Genomic DNA, 15,198 nt, shown 5'->3' with positions numbered 1-15,198 from the left:
AATCCGCACCAGAAAGGCGGGAGTATTCCAAACGCCTGAGAATGCTAATCTACGCGCCTCTCAGCACCAACTTGCAAGATGCGGCAACCATGAACACTACAAGCACGCTCGCCTTTAATAAGGTCCTCCGACAGCTCACTCCCAAAACCAAACTGGAGAAGACACGAGCATCGGTAGAGGAGCACCTGGGGCAACGTATTGAAGCGTTCTATGCGCCAGCCAAAAACAGCTATCTGGCGCAGCTTTGTGATGTCTACGGCAGCGACAAAGGCACCAACTGTCCGGAAACCACGCAGTTCAACTGGGAGCCTCACACCTACACCGACTTCTACAGCATGATCTTTGACCATTGCCGCGATAAGATCACGAATGTGCTGGAGTGCGGCATCGGTACCAACGACACCAGCTGCCTATCCAACATGGGCAAAGAAGGAAAACCCGGTGCATCCCTCCGCGTCTGGCGAGATTACTTCCCCAACGCTGAGATCACTGGTGTCGATATCGATGAGAAATGCCTGTTCACCGACAGTCGCATTCAGACCTATCAGGTGGATCAAACCAGCCCTGAAAGCATCGCCAGCTTCAAAAGCAATGCAAAGCCGGAACCTTTTGACCTGATCATCGATGACGGCCTGCATCATTTCGAGGCCGGGGTTGTCTTCTTTGAGAACATCATAGACCTGCTCGCAAGCAACGGTGTCTATATGATTGAAGATGTGAACCGGCACGACATCCATCGCTATGCCGAGTATTTCCAAAAGCGCGAGAGCGAGTTCAACTGCCGCTGCTTGCTACTCTATCGCCAACACGTAAGCCTACGCGACAACATGCTGGTGATGGTCACCCGCAAGCACTAGCAGCTTCCATCCAGCCTCATATCAAAAGCCAAAGATTGACGACTCGGACGCATATATTCTAGTACTAGAATATAATCTTATTCTAAGGCTAGAATAGTATGTCTGAGAGCCTCACTGACAGCGAACTTCTCGTCCTAGGTCTTGTTTCCGAAATGCCCCGCCATGGCTATGAGTTGGAACAGATCATCGAGCAACGCGGCATGCGCGAATGGACGCAAATTGGCTTCTCTTCCATCTACTTCGTTCTCGGCAAACTGGAAAAGAAAGGCCTCGTCACTGCTGAAAAACCAGCTGGTATGAAAGCGAAGAAAAGCTACCTAATGACAGAGGCTGGCCAACAAGCCCTCATCACCCAAACGCTCTCAGCTCTCACAACAGTCCGTCCAACATACTCATCCCTACTCATGGGCATGATCCACTGGCCTGCCCTGCAACGCGAGCAAGCTCTCGACGCTCTAAACCAGCGCAGCAAGGCAATCCAGGAAGAAATCACCCGAATTGAAGGCATCCAATTAGACCAACAACCCTTGCCTGACCACGTCGATGCCCTCTTCGACTACTCCATCGCCCAGCTCAAATCAGAGGCCGACTGGCTTCAGAAAACTCTGGACTACATGACCTGCAAACCATGGAACACATGAGGACACAGCTATGACGACAACCGATTTCAGAGACAGGCTCTATGAACTTTACCGTCCACCTAGCGACCATTTTACGTTTGTCGATGTCCCCGACATGCAGTTCGCCGTGATTGATGGTGATGGCAACCCTGAAGGCGAGGTCTTTGCCAAGGCAATCAAATGGCTTTTCACCACGATCTACCCCATCAAACAGGATGCAAAGAAGCGGATGGGGAAGCGCTTTGCAGAACCACCTTTGGAATGCTTGTGGTGGGCCGATGATATGAGTGACCTCATCCTTGGAAACAAAGATAAATTAAAATGGCGTTTGATGATCGTCTTGCCTCATTGGACCGATGACGCCCTCTTCGAACAAGGCGTTGAAACCGCAGTTGGGAGACTGGGAGAAAAGCCCATAACACTGCGCAGAGAAGTCATGAAAGAAGGTCGCTCAGTCCAAATCCTTCACAAAGGCCCCTATGAGGAACTTCAAGAAATCAACGCCAAGCTCTACCGGGATTTCCTGCCAGAACACGATCTGAAACCCAACGGCTTCCATCATCAGATCTATTTGGACGACCCAACTCGAACTGCCTCACAAAAGAGAAAGACCATTATCAGACAGCCAGTAATTTGAGGCACAAGCTCAGCGCAGAATAGAAAACAACCACTCAACCTCCCCTAAGAGCTTCAGTAGAACCGCACAACTCAACTTAAGATTTCCTAGGCGAAACTTTGCTAGGCTCTTGCGAAAACAACAAGAATGGTGCGTCCCCAACCGCAGCCATCAGGAGCAAGAGATGGCCACAACTGTCTTTAAAAATGCATCCCGTCAGCTTCTAACACTTATGTTAGTGAGTGGGTTTTCAATAAGCGCACTCACTCTATCGGCTGCAGCTCAATCAGATACGTCGGATGAGCAGGATCAAGCACCTTCTTCCGACACGAGCTCAGACCAGTCCGGTACCGACCAATCCCAACAGGTCCATCCCGGTTACTACAGTCAGGTGAACCAAAGCCTCGGTGCCCTGCTCTCCATCTACGATGCACCCTCTGACGAAGCAGCAGTCATCGTGCAGCTGCCGGGCGATACGATCCTGAACTCAAGTGGTGAGGAAAAACAGATTGACGACACACGCTGGCAGCACGTCAGCATCGGAGAGATTGAGGGTTGGGTCCACGCAGACAAACTGAAAGCCGCGGTCCCCGTTCCATTCTCAGGCACAGATCTGCCTGTTCTCGGCGTATGCGGCGGGACAGAACCATCCTGGAGCATTGAGTGGAACTCCAATGTCGTCACCTACTCCAACATCATCGGTCTGCTCCACCGCGTCCCCTTCCAATCTGTCACAGCGGAGAATGACAAGAACGCAACGCTTTTAAAAGCAGGCGACAAAGGCATCGAGCTGCAGATGACCATCACCGAAAAGCAGTGCACCTTCACGCCATTGGACTCATTCGTCTGGGGCGAAGCCGTTGCCACTGTTACACAGCCGGGACAAAAGCCAGTCACTCTCCAAGGCTGCTGTCGCCCCGTTTCAGATGGTTACAAGTAATCCAATCAACCAGCCCAACAAAAAAACCCGGGTCGCCCCGGGTTTCATTCACTTCACATGTCACTCGTGATCAGTTCACGATAACCTTAGCGCCAATGTCCACCTGCTCATACAGGTAGGAAACATCTTCGTTAAACATACGGATGCAGCCTGAAGATACCGCGTGGCCGATGCTCCAATCTTCGGTAGTACCGTGAATACGATAGATCGTAGCACCCAGGTAGAGCGCACGTGCACCCAGTGGATTGTCCGGACCACCCTTCATGTAACGCGGCAGAATGCGGCCTTTTTTCGCTTCACGACGGCGCATTTCTTCTGGCGGAGTCCAGCCCGGCCACTTCGCTTTACGGGTGATACGCTCAGTACCATTCCACTCAAAACCTTCACGACCAACGCCGATGCCATAACGCATCGCTTTGCCGTTGTCCTGTACGTGGTAGAGGTAGCGCTTATCGGTATCAATAATGATGGTACCTGGCTTCTCATTTGTGCGGTAGGTAATCAGCTTACGCTTGTATTTACGGCGCGCAGAACTGGATGCCATGGCAGGAGTATCCGGGAAGATGTCCCATTGGCGTGTCTCTGGATTCCACAGCTTGCCCGCGCTTGCTGGTGCCACGAATACAAAGCTAACCAACGTACAAATGACAGCAAATATTCCCTTGCGAAGATGTCCTCGCATCGTCACCCCCTGAAATTGGCAGTAGTCCCTGACCCTGCGGGACTTGTCGAATTTTAAAAATGAATCAGCACCGAGAAAGAATAAACTCTACCAAAAATTTTCTCGGCCCTCTGAGCTTCCATATGTTTCAAACTGAGACTGATTATCAACATCTGATAATCGATATCCAAGCAAAACCTCATTTCCGTGGGTCAATTATTCCACTTTTTTGAAATTTCGCGAGGCCGAGCAAAATTTTCATCCAAATTCATCAGTCCTTATGCTGATAAAAAAATCCTGCCTTAGCCTAAGTCACAGGTAAACCTCCGAATGAAAGGGGCATATAATACGCTTAATGGGAGGCCTTATATGAATATCGATAGTATCCAAGATGTAACCTGCCTGCCTTTCACGGCCTTTGGTCCTGAAAGCGCAGAACCAATTATTTTCATCCATGGCTTTGGTGGTGACGCCAGCACATGGCGCAATATTCAAGTCCAATTAGAAAACAAACGCCGCACGATAGCCTTCGATCTGCCGGCCCATGGTCGCGCACTTGCAGACTTTGAGCCATGCAACGCTGTTGGCTCTGCCAAAGCTGTCGTGAAGTCTCTTGACGCATTAAAGCTCGATCGTGTCCATTTGGTCGGCCATAGCATGGGTGGCGCAATCGCAGCATTGATTGCTATGCGCAGTCCAGAACGCATCGCAAGCCTCACCCTATTGGCTCCAGGTGGTTTCGGTCCGGAAATCAACGCCAAGCTCCTGCACCGCTACGCAGTCGGTCAAACCGAAGCAGAACAACAGGTGTTGCTGGAACAGTTCGTTGGTCTTGAGTTCGAGCTTCCTAGAAAACTGGCCGATTACGTTGCCACCCAACGTTCAACTCCAGGCGCAGCTGAGGCCCTGAAAGCTGTTTCAGGGCTTATTCTGGAAGGTGAAAGCCAAGGCGTACTGCCAACAGACAAGCTCGGCGAGCTCCCCATGCCGATCAAAGTGGTCTGGGGCACACAGGACAAGATCCTGCCAACACGCCAATGCCACAAACTGCCGGGTCCAATCGCCTGCCACGTCTTCGATCGCGTTGGCCACATGGTCCATATGGAGATCCCACAGGAAGTTATCCGGCTTATTCTGGAAAACACGCGCTAACAAAAAGCCCCCATCAAAGATGGAGGCTTCGCTCATCAATCAGCGTGCCGGAAAACCTCTGGCACGCTCTTCTCTTTCTGAACTTATGCAGGCGGAAGCAGACCTTCCTTCCACTCCTGCCCAATCACACGACGTGCCATCATATGTGAGCGTGGGTGATTGATGCTATCAACTGCGATCAGCTTGCCCTTCTCCAGATACGCCACATAGAAGCTGTCAGCACTTGTATCACCAACCAGCACAGCCTCATCATACCCATTGGAGAGACCAGCGATCTGCAACTTGATGTGATGCTGATCGGACCAGAACCACGGCAGCGGATCATAATCATGGCTGTGGTCATTTGCAGGATCGGTCAGGGCAACAGCAACAGCTTTTGCCTGATCAATCGCGTTCTGCACGCTCTCCAGTCGAATGCTTCTGCCATAACGCTCTGAGAAGAAGCGCACACAGTCACCACATGCATAAACATCTTCATGAGATGTCTGCCCTGCCCCATCGACAAGAATGCCATCATCCACATCAAGGCCAGCGGCAGCAGCAAGTTCAGAATTTGGAACAGCACCGACGGCAGAAAGCACCAGATCACATGGCAGCTCGGTACCGTCAGCAAGCTTCACACCTGTAACCTTACCATCTTTGCCCTCAATGCTGGTCACACCAGTTCCGCAATGCAGTTCAGCACCACGGCCAGCATGCAAATTATGGAAGAAAGAGGATACATCCGGTGAAACCACACGCTTCAACAAACGCTCTTGCGCTTCCAGCACAATAACATCCAGCCCCATGCCTTTTGCAACAGCGGTCACTTCAAGACCGATGTAACCACCGCCGATAACAACCAGTTTCTTACCAGGGACAAACAGCTTCTTAATCAGCTCAACATCACCAATGGAGCGCAGCGACACAACGCCTTCCAGATCAGCGCCCGGCAAAGGCAGATCACGGGCGCGGGTTCCGGTTGCCAACAGCAGCTTATCCCAGGTTACCGCTTCACCACTCGCCAGAGTGACGCTCTTATTTTCCAGATCAATACGATCAACCTGCGCATTCAGCTTCAGGTCAATGTTGTTCATCTCATAAAACGCTTCCGGGCGAATGAACAGCGCATCCGGCTCCACTTCGCCACTCAGAAACTTCTTGGAAAGCGGCGGGCGTTGATAAGGTGGCTGCGGCTCGTTGCCAAGCATCACGAGCTCACCTTCGTATCCCTTTTGTCGAAGAGTTTGCGCGGCCTGCACACCTGCCTGTCCAGCGCCCACCACAACAATCTTATTTATCATTCTCAAAACCCGTATTAGCCGCAGAAAGACAGCACCTCACAGCCGTGCTGCCTGCTTTGCTCAACAAACCCTTACCGCAAAAGCAATGTGGCGCTTAGCTCCGGCAAACACCAGAGGTAAGCGCCACATTTAAAATGATAATTTGTGAAGATCTTTAGGCAGCACGCACTTTTTCAAGGAATGCACCAACAGTGTTGTTGATGTGGTCTGCCTGACGAGAAAGCGCATCCGCCAGATCAGAGACCGTGCCGCCAGTGCTGCGAGCGTTATCAGAGGCATTTTCAACCATCTGCATCGCATTGGCACCCTGCTGAGAGCTCTGCGTCGCATTCGCCACATTCTCGGTGATCGCCTGAATAGCTGCATTTTGCTGTTCAACAGAAGCTGCAACGGCAGAAGCAATCTGACTCATCTCATGAATAACGTCACTTACATCCCCAATTGCACCGACTGCTTCAGCAGAAGCTTCCTGAATGGACCCAACCTGCTGTGCAATCTCTTCTGTTGCCTGAGATGTTTGGTTCGCCAGCATCTTCACTTCAGAGGCAACCACCGCAAAGCCCTTGCCATGCTCACCTGCACGCGCCGCTTCAATAGTCGCATTCAGCGCAAGAAGGTTGGTCTGGTTTGCAATGTCACGGATAAGGCCAACTGCCTCACCAATACGGTTAGCCGCATCACTCAGCAGACTCATAGTCTCAGCTGTTGCCTTGGAACCTTCAACAGCACGGTCTGCAACACGCGTGGACTGCTCTGCTTGTCCGGCAATCTCGTTAATGGACATTGCAAGCTCTTCAGTCGCAGCAGATGCACTGGAAACGTTCTCCGCTGCATTCTCAACCGCACGGCCAGCAGACTCAGCTTCCTTCGAAACGTTGTCCGCAGCAGATCCCACATCGTTGGAGGCTTCACCCAGACCATCAGCAGCGCTGTGCAAGCTGTTTAGAGCCTCAGCAACAGTCTGCTCGAAGCCCATGATAAGCGTATCAACCTGCTCGGCTCGTGCCTGCTTTTCAGAGTTTTCATGATCCTGCTGCTCACGCAGCTTGCGGCGCTCTTCAATGTTGTCGCGGAACACTTGCAGCGTCTGCGCCATCGCGGAGATTTCTTTGCCACCTTTGTTGAGGGGAATAACCGCAGAAAGGTCGTTCTTTGCCAACAACGCCATCGCATTACGAAGCGCATTCAGATTGCGCAGAATACCGAAGATCAGCAGCGAGCCGAGAATGAACAGTGTCAGTGCAATACCACCAACGGCAAGGCCCAAATAAAGGTTGGTCTGCTGGGTCGTCTCGGTCAAGCGCGCCTGCGCATCACTGGCGCCCTGCACAGCAGAGTTCTTCAAATCATTCAGGCGCGGCGGCAGAAGATCGAACAGGTTCGCCAACAACTCTGAGCTGGTTGCCCGCTTGTCATAAGCCTTGGTGTATGCCTCAAACGCCTTTTTATAGGCCGCCATGTTGGTTTTGACCTTCTCGGCCACAGCCGGGTCAATCTGTGCTCGGGGAATGGTGCGCTCATAGCGGGAGAACGCCACTTCAAAAGCGCCCTGAGAGTTCTGGCTCCCAGTGATCGCATAATCCAGCTGTGCACGCGCCAGATCACTAAACGTATGCATCAACTTCAGCGTATTGGGGTCTTTGCTGCGTCGATGCTTCTGTTTTACCGCGGCTTCTGCCTGTGAAAGGCTAGCGGAAAGTTCCTTTTGCAAACCTCGGTCTGCATCATAACCAAGCGTGGACTGATAGCCGTGCAGCATCTCAAATGCGCCGCTGATCGCATCAATCGTGTCGCGTGCGTCAGAAATTTCCAGGAAGTAATCCATGGCAACAGGAAGCGCATTCAGCTCCTGCAGTTCTTTCTGCGCTTCGCCAACGAGCTCGTCGAATCGGCTTTTCAGACTATCGCTCGGAACATTTTCGTAATCTTTTTGGGTGGATTGCAGGACGCCCGCCGTAATGGCAATTGCCTGACTCAACTCAGCAAGCTCGGTGTAATCCTTGGACTGCTGGAAGGCGGCTTCCGTTTGCTGCTGGCCCCAAAGATAAACCAGCCCAACACCACCGAAACCGATAAGTGTCAGAATACCCAATGTAATTGCCCGAAACCGAATACTTGCATTCCGGGTGGACGAGAAAAATCTATTTCCCGTAGATGAAATAGCCCGCTTCCAATCTACTCGCATCGGAGACCCCTGTACCGATAAAATTACTAATAGTATTTTTAATTATTACTCACAGGTATAGGTTCAAATCGTTTAAAGATTACAAATAATGCATCGCACAAATGATTTTGTTGCTCATCCCACCCAGCGTCATGTGCCAAAGACGCTTAAAAATAAGACACACCATTGCTCTCATTCACTAAGCTAGTTCCCATTATTTTCGTTTTGCTCTGGTCGACGGGTTTCATCGGCGCGCGCCTTGGTGCCCCTTATTCAGAGCCCTTCGCCTTTCTCAGCATGCGCTTTTTGTTGGTTTTGCCGTTGATGGGCATCATCGTCTGGCTCTCCGGTAGAAGCTTCGCCCTCACCCGCAGCCAGGTCATCCACGCAGTAATCACCGGCATGTTAGTGCACGGCGCATATCTCTCTGGCGTATTCTGGGCCATCGACAATGGCATGCCAGCTGGCGTCACAGCGCTCATCACCGGCCTGCAACCCTTTATCACTGGCACCCTCGCCTATTTTCTGCTGAAGGAAGATGTCACCCCACGCCAATGGGCAGGCCTCGCCGCTGGCTTCGTTGGCATTGTGCTCGTCATCCTGCCAAAGTTGGGAAGCGGTGTCGCGCAAATCCCTCTCTGGACAGTCCCAGCAGCCTTCGCAGCAACTCTCGGCATCGCTTTCGGCACCACATGGCAGAAACGCCAGCCTATGAACACCGATCTGGTTACGGGCACCTTCTACCAGTACTTCGGTGCCCTTCTCGTCACGCTTCCGCTTTCCATGACAGAGAGCTGGGAAATCACGTGGTCCGGAGATCTCATCTTCGCGCTGGCTTGGTTGGTGATTGTGCTCTCAGTGGGTGCGGTGCTGCTGCTCATGTACCTGCTCCAGCATGGTGCAGCCTCCACCACGGCAACACTGTTCTATCTCACGCCTGTTGCAGCAGCCATTGAGAGCTACTTCCTCTTCGGTGAAACGCTCAATGCGATACAGTTGGTAGGTATGGCAATTGTTGTGGTCGCAATCGCGGTGTGTCGGCCAAAGCAGAAAGCTTAGTTCTCGTCCTCAACCTCTAAGCAAGGACCACCCTCCACGCGCTGGTTCACACGGCGCACTCGCATCAGAGCTGCGTTGAACTCGCCGCCCAGAATGAAGATGACGGCTGTCAGATACATGAAGATGATAGCCGTCATAATACCAGCAAGACCGGCATACAAAGACACGTAGTTCGCCCACCGCGCCAGATAAGCACCGAACGCCGTACCTGCTACAATCCAGAGGATCATCGTCAAGGCAATCCCCGGCAACACTTCAAGGAAGCGGCGGCGACCAGCTGGCAGATACATATGCGCAGCCAGCAAGGCAAACAGCAGCAGCAAAGATGTAATGCCATAGCGAACGATATTCGCCTTGTAGCTGAACTTCTCCATCACCGGCGCCAAATGAACCGCCCATTCCCACGCCAGAGGCCCGAAGACGATCAGGAAGGTGGAAACCATCAAAACAGCCGTACCAATCAGCACCGCAAGAATGGATTGCGTCCGGCAGAAAAACCAGCTGCGGTTATCACGTACACGATAGGCACGGTTCAACCCGACCCGCATGGCTTCAACGCCATTGGACGAGAACCAGAGCGTGACAACCACACCAAAGGTCAGCAAGTCACCGCGCGGCTGAGTCAAAACAGCTTTGATCTCGCCAGAAACCGGTCCTGCCACACGCTCAGGCCACACATCAAAGATCAGCTCTGTCGCACTTTGCGCAACTGAGTTCAGTCCGAGAAAGCCAGAGAACGCGGCAACAAAAATCAGGAAGGGAAACAGAGCCATCAGAGATGACAGAGCCACATGACTGGCAACAGCATAGCCATCATCAGAGTTGAAATGCCCCAGAGCATCTGCAAGCACCTGATACGATTTTCCCCAAAGGCCGCGTTTCTTCATAAAACTGATCTGGTCTGTCTCTTCGTGAGTTTCAAGTTAGATAATAGGCCCGACTTCAAGAAATATTCATGAAGAAAGCTCCCACCTTTAGGGCATTGCACAAATACACATCCCATTTAAGTTTGCAGTGCACAATGACCGAATGGATTGAGGGAGGCAAGCTGTGTCGGAAACGGTGAATACACTAGAACAAGCAGACGCACCATCTAAAGAAACCCGTGCACTGGCGCTTAAATCACTTGAAACCCTGCTGGGTATCGCACGTAAAAACGTAAAAAAGCGCGTACTCAAAGATGGAAGAATTGCCTCCGCACTCATGGAGCAGGAACAGCGCGCCACTCACGGTCTGGCATGGCTCGCAACCTACGTTGAAGCGCTCAAGCAGCTCAACGCATATGGGGAACGACTGGCAACGGAAGGCACCTTCAGTGAAGTGGAAAGCCTGATCCTGCGCATTGGCTTTGCAGAGTACACCGCACAGGTCTTCGGCGGCCTGCCAATGAGCCAGGGCGAGATCCTGCGTTTGTCAGACCTCGGCATCAGCCGACAGGAAGCCAACAGTCATCACACAGATGCAGTGGAAGCTGTAATCGCAGATGGCTCTCAGCCAGCCCTGCGCACCCGCCTTGCTGAGCTCATGCAGCACGCAGAAGGCAAGTCCACCATCGGAGCAACCGGTCTGGATGAGACCTATGAGCAAATTCGCGAGGAAATGCGCAAGTTTGCTGAAGCAAAGGTCACCCCGTTTGCTCACGAATGGCATCTGAAAAACGAATATATCCCACTCGAGATCATCAGCGAAATGGCTGAGATGGGCGTATTCGGCCTCACCATTCCGGAAGAATTCGGTGGAATGGGCCTCGGCAAAGAGTCCATGTGCGTGGTCTCTGAGGAACTTTCCCGCGCCTACATCGGCGTCGGCTCTCTCGGCACCCGCTCCGAAATCGCAGCAGAACTCATTCTCGGTGGAGGCACTGAGGACCAAAAAGCCAAGTGGCTGCCACGCATTGCTTCTGGCGAAACCCTGCCTACAGCTGTGTTCACTGAACCAAACACCGGCTCCGACCTGGCATCGCTAAAAACCCGTGCCGTGAAAGAAGGCGACACGTGGAAGGTTTACGGCAACAAAACCTGGATCACACACCCGGTTCGCGCTGACATCATGACGCTGCTCACCCGCACAAAACCCGAAGAGCCAGGCTACAAAGGCCTCTCCATGTTCATCGCAGAAAAGCCACGTGGATCAGACGAAGAGCCATTCCCGGCAGAAGGCATGTCTGGTGGCGAGATCGAAGTGCTCGGTTATCGCGGCATGAAGGAATACGAAATCGCGTTCGACGGGTTCGAAGTTAAAGACGAGAACCTGCTGGGTCAGGTGGAAGGTCAGGGCTTCAAGCAACTCATGCAGACTTTCGAGTCCGCCCGCATTCAGACAGCAGCTCGCGCAATCGGCGTTGCTCAGTGCGCTTTGGATCTCGGCCTGCGATACGCTCAGGAACGTATCCAGTTCGGTAAGTCTCTGATCAACTTCCCGCGCGTATCTGACAAGCTGGCCATCATCGCTTGCGAAACCATGATCGCCCGCCAGCTCACCTACTTCTCCGCGTGGGAGAAAGACAGTGGCCGACGTTGTGATCTGGAAGCTGGTATGGCGAAGCTGCTCGGTGCACGTGTAGCTTGGGCAGCGGCGGATAATGCCCTGCAAATCCACGGCGGCAACGGCTTTGCGCAGGAGTACCCAATTTCTCGCGTACTCTGCGATGCACGTATTCTCTCAATCTTTGAGGGTGCAGCTGAAATTCAGGCGCAGGTCATCGCTCGCCGTCTGTTGGACGAAACCGAGCTGTAAGACCTGCTCTAACCAAATAGGGAAGCGCGATTATTTGCGTCGCGCTTCTTCATAAACTGAAAGTTCAAGGCGCTTATCCATGAGCGCCTTTCTTATTTCAAAACGCTCGTCACTTTTGGTCGTGGTTTTAAGCTGGTCTTCCAATGTGGAGATCTCACGGCGCAGCGTCAATTCTCCCTGAATGCTACCACCAGCCCCATTCACAACACTCATTTGCGCACTACGAGCAAAGTTTGTCCCGGACCTTCTGGGGATTGGTTTTCCCTCACCTTCAAGGTGATCCATAGAACCATTCATCTGTGATCGGCGTATTTGTTGCTCGATTAGTCGATCTATTCCCATAAAACAGACCTCTATCCTTTGTTTTTATTAGAGCATTCTGTCCGAACACTGTGGCTGCAAAGTGGTCATTTGCAATTTTTCTTAATTTTATCGATGAATGCAATTAACTCACGGTCGCACTAAATTATCGATTTTAACTTTATGGTAACAAATACACCATCCACAGTTGCATTATGCAATTTACGCGCTACATTTTAATTAAATTTTTATTTAATTTATATCGAAATGGAGAACGCGATGTTGCGGCCTCTTATTGTTGCAAGTTGTTTCTTGGGGTCAGCATTGGTTTTAGCTGGCAGCACCTGGGCACTCACACAGACCCGTGCCACCGGTCCCGGCCTCACCCAGATCAGCGCCCCTTCTAAAAATGCATTGAAGCCGATTACGGGCGATAGCAAACTGAAACCCTATCCGGCCAAATCTGTTCTGAAGCCACTGAAAGCTAAATCCAAGCTCGTGCGTTATGAGCCAAAATCCAAGCTCATCCGCTATCCAGTCAAAACAGCTAGTAAGACGATTCCGCCCCAACCGAAGTCACTGACTTACGCGCATGTGACAGGTGTGCTCAGCTATGTCCCGCGCGAGGAACTGGACGAGCTTCTCGCCTTCCTCAACAAGGACATCTACCAGCTCACACAAACACACTCAGCAGCAGGGCTGGTGCATCAGACCTCATGGCGGCTGGAACAGCAAGGCGACCAAATGATGGAGAAGGTCTCCTCCTACCTGCCATAAGCAGCTCATTTGCAGAGGCGCGCAACACAAGCACGCCTCTTCGCTTTTGCGCCAGCTGTATCAGGCAGCCAGCGGATAGCTCTCCTCCACCAAATACGGTCCGCCACCCACTGCCGCTTTCGCAGAGTAGAGCACAAACCGCCCAGCGGTAAACGCAGGCGCAGAGAATTCACCACGCATCTCAAGCCAATGCGCCAGTTCTCCGGGTGAAGTTCCCCTCAACCGAGCCAGAGTTACATGCGGCGTATACTTGCGACGCTCCGCTTGCAGGCCGAGACGTTGCAAAATGCGCTCTTGCTCCGCTTGCAACTCCGCAAGTTCTTGAGTCGGCTCCACGCGCGCCCAAAGCGCATGAGGTTTGCTACCGCCAAACGTTCCAAGCCCGGTCAGCTTGATCGTCAGCGGTGCGCGATGAACCCGCGCCAACTCATAGGCAACTTCATCGGCAATGCGATCATCAATGTCGCCAATAAATCGCAATGTGATGTGGTAGTTTTCGGGGTCGACCCAACGAGCGCCGCGCAGTCCTCCGCGCATGAGGCTCAACATCATCCCGGTGCTCGATGGCAGCTCAAGGCCAGTAAAAAGACGAGGCATATCAGGACCCTCCGCTAATGCAGATGATAAATTAGCTCACGTTTAGCGCCAGAGTACAAGCAGAAAATCACAGCTCTACGAACATCAGGGGATTTTCTATCCAACCCCATTCACAAAAAAGCCGGAGCCCTTCGCAGGCTCCGGCTTCCTATTAGTCGTCAGCGGACGAAAGCAGTCGCCCTATCCCTTACGGGCAAGGGTTGGTGTACTGCAGATGGATCTCGTTGATCCGCTTTTCCATCTCTTCTGTGATTTCAAAATCAGCAGCACCAATGTCTGTCGCCAGCTGTTCCATGTTGGTCGCACCGATGATCACGGAGGTCACGAAGGAACGGGAATGTGCAAACGCCAGCGCCATCACGGCAGGGTCAATGCCCAGTTCCGCTGCCAGATCGCAATACGCATCAATCGCCTGCTGACCAAAGGCATTCTCATAGCGGCCAAGGCGTTTAAACAAGGTCTTGCGCGCACCAGCAGGCAGCGCACCATTGCGGTACTTACCAGTCAAGTATCCCTGTGCCAGTGAAGAGTAAGCCAGCAGGCCAACATTCTCACGATGAGCAATCTCAGCGCCACCCACTTCAAACAGGCGGTTAACCAGAGAGTAGGCATTTTGAATGGACTGAACGCGCGGAAGACCACGAGCTTCAGATTCCTGCACAAACTTCATGGTGCCCCATGGGCTTTCGTTGGAAAGACCGATGTGACGAACCTTACCGGCTTTCACCAGCTCCTGCAGAACCTCAAGGGTTTCATGGATCGCATTTTCATCTTCAGCCGGTTCCACAGCTTGCCAGATGTTGCTGACAGAACCGAAACCGGAAACATTACGGTCTGGCCAGTGCAGCTGGTACAGATCGATGTAATCCGTCTGCAAACGCTTCAGGCTGCCATCAACAGCTTCCATGATCTGCGCGCGGGACAGCTGGCTGGTAGAACCATCCTTACGGTGCCAGTCCTGCACAGAACGGCCAACCACCTTGGTTGCCAGAACGACTTTGTCACGGTTACCGGATTTCTTGAACCACGTACCGATAATTTCTTCCGTACGCCCCTTTGTCTCCGGCTTAGGCGGAACAGCATAAAGCTCTGCGGTGTCAAAGAAATTGATGCCCTTCTCCAGGGCATAATCCATCTGAGCGTGACCTTCAGCTTCGGTGTTCTGTTCACCCCATGTCATCGTACCAAGACAGATGCTGGAGACGTTGAGGTCTGTACGCCCCAATCTACGAAATTCCATATATTCCCCGTTTGCAGCCCTAGGCCGCTTCTTGTTTTCACGCCCCTCTGCCGGGCGTAGAGGACAATGATCCCGTCTCGTCCAAAGACAAGAGATCACGCCCCGAATTCGCTGCTGAATCTGCCATTGGATGGAGGTCGGCAGAAAAAGAGGCTCAGCGGTCATCACCAAGCGCTCTTTGAAAAGTAGGCAGTGT

General features: G+C 52.4%; 15 protein-coding genes. 8 read left to right on the top strand and 7 right to left on the bottom strand.

Annotation, left to right across the window (positions count from 1 at the left end; all coding sequences use genetic code 11):
- Positions 1–89: 89 nt before the first annotated feature.
- The 4 genes from AC3CB2_RS12535 to AC3CB2_RS12520 all read left to right on the top strand — a co-directional run bounded on the left by AC3CB2_RS12535 (position 90) and on the right by AC3CB2_RS12520 (position 3,033).
- Positions 90–857: a methyltransferase domain-containing protein gene (locus AC3CB2_RS12535; RefSeq protein ID WP_352931844.1), complete on the top strand. Its 768-nt coding sequence runs from the start codon at positions 90–92 to the stop codon at positions 855–857.
- A gap of 98 nt (positions 858–955) precedes the next feature.
- The gene (locus tag AC3CB2_RS12530; RefSeq protein ID WP_352931846.1) at positions 956–1,498 is read left to right on the top strand and encodes a PadR family transcriptional regulator; all 543 of its coding nucleotides are present in this window, start codon (positions 956–958) and stop codon (positions 1,496–1,498) included.
- 10 nt (positions 1,499–1,508) lie between these two features.
- The gene (locus tag AC3CB2_RS12525; protein ID WP_352931848.1) at positions 1,509–2,114 is read left to right on the top strand and encodes a GyrI-like domain-containing protein; all 606 of its coding nucleotides are present in this window, start codon (positions 1,509–1,511) and stop codon (positions 2,112–2,114) included.
- Between the two features lie 163 nt (positions 2,115–2,277).
- Positions 2,278–3,033, top strand: a complete 756-nt coding sequence (locus AC3CB2_RS12520) for an SH3 domain-containing protein (RefSeq protein ID WP_352931850.1) — start codon at positions 2,278–2,280, stop codon at positions 3,031–3,033.
- 70 nt (positions 3,034–3,103) lie between these two features.
- On the opposite strand, the gene AC3CB2_RS12515 is transcribed toward AC3CB2_RS12520, so the two are convergent.
- Positions 3,104–3,715, bottom strand: coding sequence for a L,D-transpeptidase (locus AC3CB2_RS12515; protein WP_041767733.1), 612 nt, complete (start codon positions 3,713–3,715; stop codon positions 3,104–3,106).
- A 348-nt stretch (positions 3,716–4,063) separates the two neighbouring features.
- Between AC3CB2_RS12515 and AC3CB2_RS12510 the strand changes: the two genes are divergently transcribed.
- Positions 4,064–4,846 (top strand): alpha/beta fold hydrolase, encoded by a 783-nt coding sequence (locus tag AC3CB2_RS12510; protein WP_352931852.1) that lies wholly within the window; start codon positions 4,064–4,066, stop codon positions 4,844–4,846.
- A gap of 83 nt (positions 4,847–4,929) precedes the next feature.
- Here the strand turns inward: AC3CB2_RS12510 and AC3CB2_RS12505 are convergent, their stop codons facing one another.
- Together AC3CB2_RS12505 and AC3CB2_RS12500 are read right to left on the bottom strand one after the other, a co-directional pair.
- Complete coding sequence (locus tag AC3CB2_RS12505) at positions 4,930–6,129, bottom strand: NAD(P)/FAD-dependent oxidoreductase (RefSeq protein WP_352931854.1); 1,200 nt, start codon at positions 6,127–6,129, stop codon at positions 4,930–4,932.
- 154 nt (positions 6,130–6,283) lie between these two features.
- Complete coding sequence (locus AC3CB2_RS12500) at positions 6,284–8,221, bottom strand: methyl-accepting chemotaxis protein (RefSeq protein WP_352931856.1); 1,938 nt, start codon at positions 8,219–8,221, stop codon at positions 6,284–6,286.
- Between the two features lie 297 nt (positions 8,222–8,518).
- On the opposite strand from AC3CB2_RS12500, the gene AC3CB2_RS12495 reads away from it, so the two are divergent.
- Entirely contained in the window at positions 8,519–9,352 is an 834-nt protein-coding gene (locus AC3CB2_RS12495) for a DMT family transporter (RefSeq protein WP_352931858.1), read from the top strand.
- Here AC3CB2_RS12495 and AC3CB2_RS12490 read toward each other — a convergent pair.
- Positions 9,349–10,239 (bottom strand): YihY/virulence factor BrkB family protein, encoded by an 891-nt coding sequence (locus AC3CB2_RS12490; RefSeq protein WP_352931860.1) that lies wholly within the window; start codon positions 10,237–10,239, stop codon positions 9,349–9,351. The genes AC3CB2_RS12495 and AC3CB2_RS12490 overlap by 4 nt on opposite strands.
- A gap of 163 nt (positions 10,240–10,402) precedes the next feature.
- On the opposite strand from AC3CB2_RS12490, the gene AC3CB2_RS12485 reads away from it, so the two are divergent.
- Entirely contained in the window at positions 10,403–12,088 is a 1,686-nt protein-coding gene (locus tag AC3CB2_RS12485) for an acyl-CoA dehydrogenase family protein (protein WP_352931862.1), read from the top strand.
- 30 nt (positions 12,089–12,118) lie between these two features.
- Here AC3CB2_RS12485 and AC3CB2_RS12480 read toward each other — a convergent pair whose 3' ends face one another.
- The gene (locus AC3CB2_RS12480; RefSeq protein ID WP_083416766.1) at positions 12,119–12,430 is read right to left on the bottom strand and encodes a DnaJ family domain-containing protein; all 312 of its coding nucleotides are present in this window, start codon (positions 12,428–12,430) and stop codon (positions 12,119–12,121) included.
- Between the two features lie 237 nt (positions 12,431–12,667).
- Between AC3CB2_RS12480 and AC3CB2_RS12475 the strand changes: the two genes are divergently transcribed.
- Entirely contained in the window at positions 12,668–13,165 is a 498-nt protein-coding gene (locus tag AC3CB2_RS12475) for a hypothetical protein (RefSeq protein WP_352931864.1), read from the top strand.
- Between the two features lie 60 nt (positions 13,166–13,225).
- Here AC3CB2_RS12475 and thpR read toward each other — a convergent pair whose 3' ends face one another.
- Positions 13,226–13,762, bottom strand: coding sequence for an RNA 2',3'-cyclic phosphodiesterase (gene thpR, locus AC3CB2_RS12470; protein WP_054785431.1), 537 nt, complete (start codon positions 13,760–13,762; stop codon positions 13,226–13,228).
- Positions 13,763–13,949: 187 nt separating this feature from the next.
- The gene (locus AC3CB2_RS12465; RefSeq protein ID WP_352931866.1) at positions 13,950–15,002 is read right to left on the bottom strand and encodes an aldo/keto reductase; all 1,053 of its coding nucleotides are present in this window, start codon (positions 15,000–15,002) and stop codon (positions 13,950–13,952) included.
- Positions 15,003–15,198: the final 196 nt, after the last annotated feature.

The organism is Pseudovibrio sp. SCP20, assembly GCF_057774105.1.
This window is presented reverse-complemented; position numbering and strand designations above follow the sequence as displayed.

What these genes read in the sequence shown, in the direction of transcription:
- AC3CB2_RS12535 (WP_352931844.1), top strand. Translation starts at nt 90, where the DNA reads ATGAACACTACAAGCACGCTCGCCTTTAATAAGGTCCTCCGACAGCTC.
- AC3CB2_RS12530 (WP_352931846.1), top strand. Translation starts at nt 956, where the DNA reads ATGTCTGAGAGCCTCACTGACAGCGAACTTCTCGTCCTAGGTCTTGTT.
- AC3CB2_RS12525 (WP_352931848.1), top strand. Translation starts at nt 1,509, where the DNA reads ATGACGACAACCGATTTCAGAGACAGGCTCTATGAACTTTACCGTCCA.
- AC3CB2_RS12520 (WP_352931850.1), top strand. Translation starts at nt 2,278, where the DNA reads ATGGCCACAACTGTCTTTAAAAATGCATCCCGTCAGCTTCTAACACTT.
- AC3CB2_RS12515 (WP_041767733.1), bottom strand. Translation starts at nt 3,715, where the DNA reads ATGCGAGGACATCTTCGCAAGGGAATATTTGCTGTCATTTGTACGTTG.
- AC3CB2_RS12510 (WP_352931852.1), top strand. Translation starts at nt 4,064, where the DNA reads ATGAATATCGATAGTATCCAAGATGTAACCTGCCTGCCTTTCACGGCC.
- AC3CB2_RS12505 (WP_352931854.1), bottom strand. Translation starts at nt 6,129, where the DNA reads ATGATAAATAAGATTGTTGTGGTGGGCGCTGGACAGGCAGGTGTGCAG.
- AC3CB2_RS12490 (WP_352931860.1), bottom strand. Translation starts at nt 10,239, where the DNA reads ATGAAGAAACGCGGCCTTTGGGGAAAATCGTATCAGGTGCTTGCAGAT.
- AC3CB2_RS12480 (WP_083416766.1), bottom strand. Translation starts at nt 12,430, where the DNA reads ATGGGAATAGATCGACTAATCGAGCAACAAATACGCCGATCACAGATG.
- AC3CB2_RS12475 (WP_352931864.1), top strand. Translation starts at nt 12,668, where the DNA reads ATGTTGCGGCCTCTTATTGTTGCAAGTTGTTTCTTGGGGTCAGCATTG.
- thpR (WP_054785431.1), bottom strand. Translation starts at nt 13,762, where the DNA reads ATGCCTCGTCTTTTTACTGGCCTTGAGCTGCCATCGAGCACCGGGATG.
- AC3CB2_RS12465 (WP_352931866.1), bottom strand. Translation starts at nt 15,002, where the DNA reads ATGGAATTTCGTAGATTGGGGCGTACAGACCTCAACGTCTCCAGCATC.